Origin of the sequence: Rathayibacter sp. AY2B9 (genome assembly GCF_002931595.1) — a bacterium.
Classification (GTDB): Bacteria; Actinomycetota; Actinomycetes; order Actinomycetales; family Microbacteriaceae; genus Rathayibacter.
Genome location: NZ_PSUB01000003.1, coordinates 100,348 through 112,192 on the forward strand (window position 1 = coordinate 100,348; position 11,845 = coordinate 112,192).

The window sequence follows — 11,845 nt, forward strand, 5'->3', positions numbered from 1 at the left end:
CAGCGATCCGCGTACCAGCGGATCGCTGCAGCCGAACGCACCCCGCCCTGCAGAAACCACCCCGTCGAGAAGCCGACCGCGCCACACTCGATCCACACCATCCCCGCGAGCACCGCCCCCGAGGCGACCCAGCGATCCGCGTACCAGCGGATCGCTGTAGCCGAACGCCCCCCGCTCCTCAGAACGCACCCCGTCGCCAAGCCGACCGCGCCACGCCCGTCAGGGACGGGCGTGGAATCGACTACAGCACGTCGTCGCTCAGATCGATCGGGTTGCCGAAGCGGTGGTTCGTGATCGAGATCGCCTGCTCGCGGAGGAAGGGCAGCAGTTCGACGCGGCCGGCGGGGGTGACCGGGTCGGCGTAGACGGCGGTGTCGAGGGCGCCGCCGAGGGCTTCGGCGAGGGCGGTCGCGAGGGGGACGCGGGATCCGTCGGCGCGGGTGAGCGGGACCGGCGTGCCCGTGCTGCCGCGGGTCATGCCGGCGACGACGTCGGTGAAGGAGCCGGTCGAGTCGTACGATCGGCGGACGACGGCCTGCTGTCCGTGCGTCGGGCTGCCGGGGGCCTGCGGGCCCGCGTAACCGTCGACGCGGTCGGAGACGATGTCGCCGATGATGCGGATGCGCGGCGCCGTGATGCGGCCGGCCGCGGCGCGCTCGAGCCACTGGGCGTCGGTCTCGACGACGATGCGCGGGACGAGGCCCGCCATCTCGGCGAGCTCGTCGCCGCCGAGCATCTCCTGGACCCGCGGCGGGAGCGGGAGGGACGTGGAGATGTCCATCCGGGAGCGGGTCAGCAGGCCGGCGGCGATGACGCGGAGGAGCTCTCCGAGGTCGCCGCCGTCGGCCAGGCGCAGCGCGATCGGCACGCGGAGGTAGCGGAACAGGTTGCGCTCGACGCCGACCTTCGAGATGTCGGTGACGACTCCGAACTCGGTCGCCCAGGCGAGCTGGTCGGAGAGTGCGGAGCGGCGGAGCAGGTCGAACTGCTCGAACCGGAGCGAGGACTGGGCCGCCTCGATGAACTGGCGCGCGCGGTCGTCGAGGCCGCGCAGGTGCAGCGTCGAGGAGGAGCGCGCGGGTGAGGGCTTCCAGGAGCCGAGGCCGATGAGGTGGTTGGGTCCGCCCGCCTTCGCGCCGCCGCCGACGGACGAGCGCTTCCAGCCGCCGAAGGGCTGGCGCCGGACGATCGCTCCGGTGATGCCCCGGTTGACGTAGAGGTTGCCCGCCTCGACCGAGTCGATCCAGAGGGCGAGCTCGTCGGCGTGCAGGGAGTGGAGCCCGGCCGTGAGCCCGTACTCGGTGCCGTTCTGCATCCGGACGGCGTCCTCGAGGGTCGCCGCGTGCATGATCCCGAGCACCGGGCCGAAGAACTCGGTGAGGTGGACGTAGCTGTCCTCGGTGACGCCCTCGCGGATCCCCGGCGACCAGAGCGTGCCGCTCTCGTCGAGGCGCTGCGGCTCGACGAGCCACGACTCGCCTCCGCCCAGCGTGGTGAGCGCGTGCAGGAGCTTGCCGGTGGGCTCCTCGATGAGCGGCCCCATCACCGCCGACGGGTCGTCGGGCCGGCCGACGCGGAGCGACGTGACGGCGTCGACCAGCTGGGCGCGGAAGCGCTTGGAGCGGGCGACCGAGCCGACCAGGATCACCAGGGAGGCGGCGGAGCACTTCTGGCCGGCGTGCCCGAAGGCGCTGCGGACGATGTCGGCGACGGCGAGGTCGTAGTCGGCGTGGGGAGTGACGATGATCGCGTTCTTGCCGCTGGTCTCGGCCTGCAGCGCGAGGCCGGGCCGCCAGGAGCGGAAGAGGCGGGCGGTCTCGTAGGAGCCGGTGAGCAGCACGCGGTCCACGAGGGGGTCGGTGATCAGCGCCCGTCCCAGCTCCTCCTCGTCGAGGTCGACCAGGGCGAGGAGCTCCTGCGGGACGCCCGCGTCCCAGAGCGCCTCGACGAGCACAGCCGCCGAGCGGCGGGCCTGGGGCGCCGGCTTCACCACGACTCCGGAGCCGGCGGCGAGCGCCGCGAGGATCGATCCGGCCGGGATGGCGACCGGGAAGTTCCACGGCGGAGCGACGACGGTGACCCGCGCGGGGACGAAGGTGGCCCCGGTGACGGCGTCGAGCTCGCGGGCGCGGGTGGCGTAGTAGTGGGCGAAGTCGATGGCCTCGGAGACCTCGGGGTCGGCCTCGGCGATCGTCTTGCCGGTCTCGGAGGCCATCACCTCGATCAGGCGGTCGCGGTTCGCGGCGAGGACGAGGCCGGCGCGGTCGAGCACGGCCGCTCGGTCGTAGCCCAGGCGCTCGCCCCAGCGCTCCGCGCGGCGGGACACCGTGCGCAGCACCTCCTGGAGCTCCGCCTCGGTGCTCACGCGTGCGGCGTCGGCCGTGCCCGCTCCGATGGTCGACCCGGCGATGCGCTCGGTGATCAGGCGCGCCCAGCGTCGGTTGCCGGGGAGGGCGGGGTCGGTGTCGGGCTCGTTGTGGAAGCCCGCGGTCGCGGCGGCCGCACCGGAGCCGCGGCTGAGGCCGAGGACGGCCTGCGTCAGGCCCGCGGCGGCCGGGTCCTGCGCCCGCTCGCCGGCGCGGGCGTGCTCCTGCACGAGGCGGCGGCCGGAGCCGGAGGACCACTCCCGCAGGCGGTCCTGCGTGCGGTTCGGCGGCGGGACGGAGTCGTCGAGGGCCTCGAGCGAGGCGCGGAAGCGGCCGAGCTCCCGCTGCAGCACCTCCTCGTCGTCGAGGCGGAACGCGGCCGACAGGAAGTTCTCGGGGCTGCTGTTCTCCTCGAGCCGGCGGATGAGGTACGAGATGGCCACGTCGAACTCGTGCGGGTGCACGACGGGCGTGTAGAGGAGGAGGCGTCCCACGTCCTCGCGGACGGCGCGCGCCTGCCCGGTCGCCATCCCGAGCAGCATCTCGATCTCGACCGCGCCGGTCACCCCGCGCTCGGTCGCCGTGAGCCACGCCCAGGCGAGGTCGAAGAGGTTGTGCCCGGCGACGCCCACGCGCACCGCGTCGACGCGCTCCGGCCGCAGCGCCCGGTCGAGCAGGCGCTTGTAGTTCGTGTCGGCCTCCACCTTGCTGCCGACGGTCGCGAGCGGCCAGTCGTGCAGGGCCGCGTCGACCCGCTCCATCGCGAGGTTCGCGCCCTTCACGACGCGCACCTTGATCGGGGCTCCGCCGCGGGCCCGGCGCTCCTGCGCCCACTCGGTCAGCTCGTCGAGCACGCGGACGGAGTCGGGCAGGTAGGCCTGCAGGACGATGCCCGCCTCGAGGTCGAGCATGCCCGGCTGCTCGAGGAGGCGCCGGAACACGGCGACCGTCAGGTCGAGGTCGCGGTACTCCTCCATGTCGAGGTTGACGAAGGTGGGGTCGGCTCCGGACGCGGCGGCCTGGTAGAGCGGGGTGAGACGCTCCACGACGCGGTCGACCTCCTCCTCGAAGGCCCACATCGACAGCTGGCTGACGACGCTCGAGACCTTGACGCTGACGTAGTCGACGTCCGGCCGCTCGAGCAGGCGGAGGGTCCCCTCGAGGCGGCGGCGGGCCTCGCGCTCGCCGAGCACGGCCTCGCCGAGGAGGTTGAGGTTGAGCCGGTCGCCGCCCTCGCGCAGCGCGGCGACGGCCGCACCGAGACGCGCCTCCGAGGCGTCGACCACGAGGTGCCCGACGAGGCGGCGGAGGACCCGGCGGGCCGCGGGCACGACCACCCAGGGCAGCACGGGGCCGACGGCGCCGCCGGTGCTGATCGCCGCGCGCAGGTAGGAGGGGAGGAAGGCGGGCGTCTTCGCGGTGAGCGCCGCGAGGTTCTCGGCCGCGACCGAGAGGTCCTCGGGCCGGGCGACGCCGTCGACGAACCCGACGGTGAAGTCGAGTCCGTTCGGGTCCTGGAGCACGCCCGCGAGCCGCTGGGCGGCGGGCTCGACCGGGAACTCGCCGCTGCGCGCGATCCAGCGGCGGACCAGGGACTCGACGCGCTCGATCATCGGGCGGTCGTCGACCTCGGGCTCGGCGGCGGCGGGCGCGGCGTGCTCCGACTCCGACGCGGCGTCGGGCCCGCGCACGACCTCGTCCTCAGCATCGCGCACGACCTCGTCGTCGGCATCGGGCTCGCTCACGGCCGCGTCCTGAGCGTCGCGCACGACCTCGTCCTCCTCCTGAACACCGGGCTCGCGCAGGTCCTCGTCCTCAGCGTCGGACTCCTGCTCGTCCTGAGGCTCGGCCACGTCCTCGGACGCGGACTCCGGCGCCGGCACGACCTCGGCCCCGCTCACGGAGTCGCGCGCCTCACCGGCCTCGACCTCGTCGTCCGACCCCGTGCCGCCCTCCGGCGTCCGACCACCGATCGTCGCGTCGACCCCGCTCCGCACGGCCGCGTCGTCGGGCTCGCGCTCCGGGTCGCTGCCGGGCACACCTGGGGTCGTCGACTGCTGCATCCTCCGAGGCTAAGCCCGACCCGCCGCCCGGACGCGGCGTGACGCGGTGGTCGCGCCGACTCGCCCGCGAGCCGCCCCTGAGGAGGAGCGGATCAGTGCCGGCGGTGGTCCTGGATGGTCATCCGCGGGCCGTGCCGCGGCTTCCTCGCTCCGCTGCAGCCGATCAGCCGGATGACCCGCTGCCGGTGCCCGCGCCACGGCTCGAGGAGCTCGAGCATGCCGTCGTCGTCGACCCCGAGCCGGCCCGTGAGCGCGAAGCCGACGGCCGCGGCCAGGTGGTAGTCGCCCACGCTGACCGCGTCGGGATCTCCGTGGGCGCGCATCATCACCTCGGACGCCGTCCACGGCCCGATCCCCGGCACCGACTGCAGCCGGCGGGCGACCTCGTCGCCGCCCCGCCCGAGCGCGAGGGTCCGCTCGAGGCCGGAGGCGACGAGCGCGGCGGTGAGGACGGTCCGCGAGCGCCGCGGATCCACTCCCGCGCGGTGCCAGTCCCACGAGGGCACGCGCCGCCACTGCTGCGCGCTCGGAGCCACGTGCAGAGCGACCGGCCCCGGGGCGGGCTCCCCGTGGAGGCGCACCAGCACCCGGTAGGCGCGCCACGCCTCCGTGCTCGTGACCTTCTGCTCGAGGACCGACGGCGCGAGCATCTCGAACACCAGGTTCGCGCGCGTGAGGCGCAGGCCCGACGAGCGGCGGAGCACCTCGGCGAGCGGCGCGTGGGCCGACAGGTCGAGCCCGCTCCAGTCGTCGCCGTGGCCGAGGAGCTCGGGGACCGCGTCGATCAGCCACTCCGCTCCCCCGCCCCAGGCGCGCGCGTGGACCGCGCCGTCCGCCGCCTGCCGCAGATGCAGCGTGCCCGGGCCGAGCGGCGTGCGGAACGCCCGCCAGAAGCCGGACGCGTCGAGGAGCATGGTCGGGTCGCCCGAGCCCCGCAGCAGCGTGCGGAGGGTGAGCGCGAGGCTCACGGGCTCCGACGGCGCGTAGACCGTCGCCCAGAAGGGCTCGGGAGCGGGGGCGGGGATCGACACGCAGTGATGCTAACCGGCGGCTCCGACACCGGATCGGACACTCCTCCGCAGAACCCCCATCCACGACGTGTTCGGAGCGACACGCCCGGCGGATTGGTTCAGTCGGCGTGAACACATGCGCGGATCCGATCGCCCGTTTCCACTGGTCAGCAGGTCGGTCCCGGGCGTAGCTTCGCGCTGTCGCGGCGGCGCTCCAGCTGCCCGGCACCCGCCTAACACTGGAGATGCGCACATGTTCGACACGACCTTCATCCGCAACGCGATCGTCAAGAGCTCTGAGACCGCTCTCGACCGTCGCCGCTTCTTCGAGGCCACCGGCGTCGCCGGCCTCGGCATCGGAGCCGCGGCCCTCGCCGCGCCCACCGCCTCCGCCGAGGAGGTCGCTGCCAGCGGCCCCAGCGACGCCTCGATCCTCAACTTCGCCCTCAACCTCGAGTACCTCGAGGCCGAGTTCTACCTCCGCGCCGTCTACGGCACCGGCCTCGGCGGCTCGGACGTGACCGGCAAGGGCACGCCCGGCGGCGTCATCGGCGGCCGCCCCGTCGACTTCAAGACCCCGTGGCTGAAGAGCTTCGCCACCGAGGTCGCGAACGACGAGAAGGCCCACGTGCAGTTCCTGCGGGCCGCGCTGGGCACCGCGAAGGTGGCCCGCCCGGCGATCAACCTGAAGGACAGCTTCAACTCCGCCGCCGTTGCGGCGGGGCTGATCAAGGCCGGTCAGTCGTTCGACCCGTTCGCGAGCGAGTCGAACTTCCTGCTCGGCGCCTTCGTCTTCGAGGACGTGGGAGTGACCGCCTACAAGGGCGCCGCCCCGCTCATCCAGTCGAAGACCTACCTCGACGCGGCCGCCGGCATCCTCGCGGTGGAGGCGTACCACGCGGGCGCGATCCGCTCGGCGATCTACGCCGCCGACCTGTCCGACTCGGCGAACAAGCTCTCCGACGCGCGCGACAGCCTCGACGGCAAGACCGACCTCGACCAGGGCGTCAAGGTCAACGGCCAGGCGAACATCGTCCCGACCGACGGCAGCTCCATCGCGTTCAGCCGCACCCCGGGCCAGGTCCTCAACATCGTGTACCTGAACCCCGCGGCCGGCACGCGCACCGGCGGATTCTTCCCCCGCGGCGTCAACGGCGAGCTCGTCACGACCTAGTCCCACCAGCACAGAGCACGACGACGGGCCCTTCCTCGAGGCGGCGAGGAGGGGCCCGTCGTCGTCCGCGTGCACATCCGTTCACCGGGTCCTCTAACCTGAGCGGGTGAAGATCGGGATCCTGACCTCCGGTGGCGACTGCCCCGGCCTCAACGCCGTCATCCGCGGTGCCGTCTACAAGGGCATCAAGGTCTACGACCAGGAGTTCGTGGGCTTCCGGAACGGCTGGCGCGGAGTGGTCGACGGCGACCTCCTGCCCCTGGGCCGCCCCGAGATCCAGGGCATCGCCAAGCAGGGCGGCACGATCATCGGCACCAGCCGGACGAACCCCTTCGAGGGCGAGAACGGCGGCCCCGAGAAGATCGCCGAGATGATGGACCGCAACGGCATCGACTCGATCATCGCGATCGGCGGCGAGGGCACCCTGGCCGCGGCCAAGCGCCTCACGGACGCGGGCCTCAAGATCGTCGGCGTCCCGAAGACCATCGACAACGACCTCGGCGCCACCGACTACACCTTCGGCTTCGACACCGCCGTCGGCATCGCGACCGACGCGATGGACCGCCTCCGCACCACCGGCGACTCGCACGGCCGCTGCATGGTCGCCGAGGTCATGGGCCGCCACGTCGGCTGGATCGCCCTGCACTCCGGCATGGCCGCGGGCGCCCACGTCATCCTCATCCCGGAGAAGCGCACCTCCCTCGACCGGATCGTCGAGTGGGTGCAGAGCGCGCAGGACCGCGGGCGCGCACCGCTCGTCGTGGTCGCCGAGGGCTTCTCGCTCGACACGATGGACGACGCCCACTCCGAGCGCGGCCTCGACGCCTTCGGTCGGCCCCGCCTCGGCGGCATCGGCGAGCTGCTGGCTCCGCTCATCGAGGAGCGCACCGGCATCGAGACCCGCGCCACCACGCTCGGCCACATCCAGCGCGGAGGCACGCCCACCGCGTTCGACCGCGTCCTCGCGACCCGCCTGGGCATGGCCGCCATCGACTCCGTCGTCGCCGAGCACTGGGGCCGCATGGTCGCCCTGCGCGGCACCGACATCTACCACGTGGACTTCGCCGAGGCGCTCGGCACCCTCAAGACGGTGCCGGACGCCCGCTACGAGGAGGCGCGCACCCTCTTCGGGTAGCGCGCGCTCCCCGCGGAGCGGTCAGTCCTTCGCGCCGTCCGGCGTCGCCGTGGCGACGATCTGCGCCCGCGCGAGGGTGTGGAAGTGCGCGTTGAAGCCGAGGATCGCCGGCGTCGACTCCGGGTCGAGGTCGAGCGACTCGACATCGAGGGCGTGCACCACGAAGAAGTAGCGGTGCTCGCGGTCCGGCGGCGCCGCTCCGACGAACTGGCGCAGCCGCATCTCGTTGGGCAGCGTCTGCGCGCCCGCCGGGAGCAGCTCGAAGCCGGCGGCTCCGGCTCCCGTGGGGAGCTCCGTGGTGTCGGCCGGGAGGTTGTAGACGGCCCAGTGCCAGAAGCCGGAGCCGGTGGGCGCGTCGGGGTCGAACACCGTCACGGCGAAGCTCTTCGTCTCGGCGGGGGCTCCCGACCAGCGCAGGTGCGGCGAGACGTCCTCCCCGCCGGAGCCCTCGCCGTAGTGGCGGGCGGACAGGGGCGCACCGTCGGCGATGTCGTCGCTCTCGAGCGCGAAGGTCGGCACCTCGCCGAGGCGGGCGTAGGGGTCGTAGGTCCAGTCGGACATCCGGTTTCTCCGTTCGGGAAGGGCGGGCGGGGGCCCGCGCCCTCAGCCTAGGAACCCGGCGGTGCGCGCCGAAGGGCTTGCGGAGGGGGTCAGGACCCGAGATAGCGCCCGGGCCGGTGGTTGAACGCCAGAACCAGGTTGAGCACCACCACTCCCGCCGCCGAGATCAGCACGTTCAGCGGAGGCACCACCAGCAGCGCGGCCGCGACCACGCACGCGTCGAGCGCCATCATCACGTAGCCCGCCCGCCAGCCGAGCCGCTCCTGCGCGATCAGGGCGACGATGCTGAATCCGCCCAGGCTCGACCCGTGCCGGAAGAGGATCAGGAGGCCGATCCCCGCGAGCACGTCGCCCGTGAGGACGCCGTAGACGGGCTCGATCCGCAGCTCGCCGAACGCCAGCGGGTGCAGCCCCGCCAGGACCGAGACCAGCACGATCGAGAACATGGTCCGCAGCGTGAACCGCCAGCCCTTCTTCCACAGCGAGAGGGCGAGGAACGGCACGTTGACCGTGACGAGGATCACGCCGAACGGGATGTCGAGCGGGTACCCCAGCAGCAGCGCGAGACCCGCGGTGCCGCCCGTGACCGCCTGGCTCGCGCGCAGCAGGTAGAGGCCGAGCGACACGACGAACGCACCGGTGACGAGACCGAAGACGTCCTCGAGGCGGGAGTGCGGCACGGGGGCGGAGGCGTCGGGCACCCGACGATGCTGCCACACGCCGCGCCCCGGTCCGGACGTCCTCGTAAGATGTGCCGGTGCTGCCGAAGATCCTGCTGTTCTACCGCTTCGTGCCGCTGGCCGACCCCGAGTCCGTGCGGCTCTGGCAGCGCGAGCTGTGCGAGTCGCTGGGCCTGCGCGGGCGCCTGCTGATCTCGGAGCACGGGGTGAACGGCACGCTGGGCGGCGGAATGGACGCCCTGAAGCGCTACGTCCGCCGCACCCGCGAGTACTCGGCCTTCCGCGGGCTCGAGGTGAAGTGGAGCGACGGCTCCGGCCTCGACGACGCTGGCCGCAGCCTCGACTTCCCCGGTCTCTCGGTGAAGGTGCGCGACGAGATCGTCTCGTTCGGCGCGCCCGACGAGCTGCGGGTGGACGCCGACGGGGTCGTCGGGACGGCTCCGCGGCTCGACCCGGACCAGCTGGACGCCCTGGTCGCCGAGCGCGACGACGTGGTGCTCTTCGACGGCCGCAACGCCTTCGAAGCCGAGATCGGCAGGTTCGAGGGGGCGATCGTGCCGGGGGTCTCCAGCACCCGCGAGTTCGTCGAGCAGCTCGACGCCGGCGTCTACGACCACCTCAAGGGCCGGCCCGTGGTCACGTACTGCACCGGCGGCATCCGCTGCGAGGTGCTGTCGAGCCTGATGACGGCGCGCGGCTTCGGCGAGGTGTACCAGCTCGACGGAGGCGTCGTCCGCTACGCCGAGGCGCGGCGCGACCGCGGTCTGTGGAAGGGGGCCCTGTACGTCTTCGACGGCCGCGGCTCCGTCTCCTTCTCCCCCGACGCCGAGGTGCTGGGCCGCTGCACCTCGTGCGCCGCGCCGACCAGCCGGATGCGCAACTGCACCGACCTCTCCTGCCGCGCCCAGCTCGTCGTGTGCGCGGACTGCGATGCGGCGGCCTGCGCCGCGCACGCGGGCCCTACGCTCGTGCCATGAGCATCGAAGCGCGCGGACGCACCCTCGTCGACCTCCACACCGCCCCCGAGCTGCTGCAGGTGGTGAACGTCTGGGACGTGATCAGCGCGACCACGATCGCCGCGCTCCCGGAGACCCGGGCGCTCGCGACCGCCAGCCACTCCATCGCGGCGGCGTTCGGCTACGAGGACGGCGAGCGGATCCCGCTGGAGCTGCACCTGGGCATGATCGAGCGCATCGTCGCCGCCGTCGAGGTCCCGGTCTCGGCCGACCTCGAGGCGGGCTACGGCGACGCGGGCGAGACGGTCCGGCGCGCGATCGGGATCGGAGTCGTGGGCGCGAACCTCGAGGACCAGGCGAAGCCGCTCCCGGAGGCGCTACGGGCGGTCGAGAAGGCCGTCGCCGCGGCCGAGGAGGAGGCGGTGCCCTTCGCGCTCAACGCCCGCACGGACGTGTTCCTCCGCGCCGGCGACCGCGACCGCGGCGAGGTCCTGGCCGACGCCGTCGAGCGCGGCCGCGCCTACCTCGACGCCGGCGCCACCTGCTTCTTCGTCCCCGGGCTGCTCCAGGACGCCGAGCTGGAGTCCCTGGTCGCCACCCTCGGGCGGCAGCGCGTCAGCGTCATCGGCGTCCCCGGATCCCAGTCCCCCGCCCGCTTCGAGGAGCTCGGGCTGGCCCGCGTCTCCTACGGTCCGTGGACGCAGCGCGTCGCCCTGACAGCGCTCCAGGACGCGGCCGCCGCCCTCTACTCCGGCGGATCGCTCCCCGAGGGCACCCGACCCCTGAACTGACCGCCCGGCCGCGGGCCCGCGGGCGTAGCGTGGGCCCATGTACCGAGCCATCGTCGTCGAGCGGCACTCCGACTCCGACACCGACACCCCCAACCGAGCCCGCCTCCTCGAGCGCGACGACCCCGACCGCTCGCACGGCGACGTGTCGATCGCCGTCGAGTACTCGAGCGTCAACTACAAGGACGCCCTGGCGCTGGCGGGGCGGCCCGGGATCGTGCGCCGCACCCCGCTCGTCGCCGGCATCGACCTGGTCGGCACCGTGGAGTACGCGGACGGCGAGGCGGGCGAGCGCTTCGACTCCGGCGACCGGGTGGTGCTCAACGGCGCCGGCCTCGGCGAGCGCCACGACGGCGGGCTCGCCGAGCGGGCGCGTGTCGACTCCGCGTCGCTGCTCCGGCTTCCCGGCGCCATCTCGGCGGCACGGGCCGGAGCGATCGGCACCGCGGGCTTCACGGCGATGCTGGCCGTGCTGGCGCTCGAGCGGCACGGCGTGCGGCCGGGCAGCGGTCCCGTCCTGGTGACGGGGGCCTCGGGAGGCGTGGGGTCGCTCGCCGTCGCGCTCCTAGCGCGCCTGGGCCACGAGGTCGTCGCCTCGACCGGCCGGCTCGGCGAGCACGGCGCTCTGCTCCAGCGCTTGGGCGCCTCCGACGTCATCGACCGCGCCGAGCTGCAGGAGGGCGGGAAGCCGCTGCAGTCCGAGCGCTGGGCGGGAGCGGTGGACTCCGCCGGCTCGCACACGCTCGCGAACGCCCTCGCGCAGACGCGGTGGGGCGGGACCGTGGCGGCATGCGGTCTCGCGCAGGGGCCGGACCTGCCGGTGAGCGTGATGCCGTTCATCCTGCGCGGAGTGACGCTGGCCGGCATCAACTCGGTGGAGGCGCCGCGCAAGCTCCGCGAGGAGGCCTGGCGCCGCCTCGCCCACGACCTCGACCTGGAGCTGCTCGACGAGCTGACGACGACGGTGCCGCTCGGCGGCGCGGTAGACGCGGCCGAGGACGTGCTCGCCGGCCGCTCGCACGGTCGGACGCTGGTGGACGTCCGCGCCTGAGTGCACGGCGTCGCCGGAGGGCGTCCGCCCGCCTCGAGCGTGGAGGAGGGGGCGCCCCGGC

The 11,845-nt window shown here is 73.7% G+C and carries 9 protein-coding genes; 5 read left to right on the forward strand and 4 right to left on the reverse strand.

Annotation, left to right across the window (positions count from 1 at the left end; genetic code table 11):
- Positions 1 to 241: 241 nt before the first annotated feature.
- Positions 242 to 3,979, reverse strand: coding sequence for a proline dehydrogenase family protein (locus C5C25_RS04710; RefSeq protein WP_104249958.1), 3,738 nt, complete (start codon positions 3,977 to 3,979; stop codon positions 242 to 244).
- A 542-nt stretch (positions 3,980 to 4,521) separates the two neighbouring features.
- Positions 4,522 to 5,460 carry a DNA-3-methyladenine glycosylase gene (locus C5C25_RS04715; RefSeq protein WP_258068819.1) on the reverse strand — a complete coding sequence of 313 codons (939 nt, stop codon included), beginning with the start codon at positions 5,458 to 5,460 and terminating at the stop codon, positions 4,522 to 4,524.
- Positions 5,461 to 5,692: 232 nt separating this feature from the next.
- Between C5C25_RS04715 and C5C25_RS04720 the strand changes: the two genes are divergently transcribed.
- Positions 5,693 to 6,613 carry a ferritin-like domain-containing protein gene (locus C5C25_RS04720; RefSeq protein WP_104222865.1) on the forward strand — a complete coding sequence of 307 codons (921 nt, stop codon included), beginning with the start codon at positions 5,693 to 5,695 and terminating at the stop codon, positions 6,611 to 6,613.
- Between the two features lie 106 nt (positions 6,614 to 6,719).
- Positions 6,720 to 7,748, forward strand: a complete 1,029-nt coding sequence (locus C5C25_RS04725) for a 6-phosphofructokinase (RefSeq protein WP_104233097.1) — start codon at positions 6,720 to 6,722, stop codon at positions 7,746 to 7,748.
- 21 nt (positions 7,749 to 7,769) lie between these two features.
- On the opposite strand, the gene C5C25_RS04730 is transcribed toward C5C25_RS04725, so the two are convergent.
- Together C5C25_RS04730 and C5C25_RS04735 are read right to left on the reverse strand one after the other, a co-directional pair.
- Positions 7,770 to 8,309, reverse strand: coding sequence for a YbhB/YbcL family Raf kinase inhibitor-like protein (locus tag C5C25_RS04730; RefSeq protein ID WP_104249897.1), 540 nt, complete (start codon positions 8,307 to 8,309; stop codon positions 7,770 to 7,772).
- An 89-nt stretch (positions 8,310 to 8,398) separates the two neighbouring features.
- Entirely contained in the window at positions 8,399 to 9,010 is a 612-nt protein-coding gene (locus C5C25_RS04735) for a YitT family protein (protein WP_244230588.1), read from the reverse strand.
- A 56-nt stretch (positions 9,011 to 9,066) separates the two neighbouring features.
- Here C5C25_RS04735 and C5C25_RS04740 point away from each other — a divergent pair, with 56 nt between their 5' ends.
- The 3 genes from C5C25_RS04740 to C5C25_RS04750 are packed head-to-tail and all read left to right on the forward strand — an operon-like array spanning position 9,067 to position 11,784.
- Positions 9,067 to 9,966 carry a rhodanese-related sulfurtransferase gene (locus tag C5C25_RS04740; protein WP_104249960.1) on the forward strand — a complete coding sequence of 300 codons (900 nt, stop codon included), beginning with the start codon at positions 9,067 to 9,069 and terminating at the stop codon, positions 9,964 to 9,966.
- Positions 9,963 to 10,736, forward strand: a complete 774-nt coding sequence (locus C5C25_RS04745) for an isocitrate lyase/phosphoenolpyruvate mutase family protein (protein ID WP_104249898.1) — start codon at positions 9,963 to 9,965, stop codon at positions 10,734 to 10,736. The genes C5C25_RS04740 and C5C25_RS04745 overlap by 4 nt, the downstream gene beginning before the upstream one ends.
- A gap of 37 nt (positions 10,737 to 10,773) precedes the next feature.
- Positions 10,774 to 11,784 (forward strand): MDR family oxidoreductase, encoded by a 1,011-nt coding sequence (locus tag C5C25_RS04750; protein WP_104249899.1) that lies wholly within the window; start codon positions 10,774 to 10,776, stop codon positions 11,782 to 11,784.
- The last annotated feature ends 61 nt before the right edge of the window (positions 11,785 to 11,845 follow it).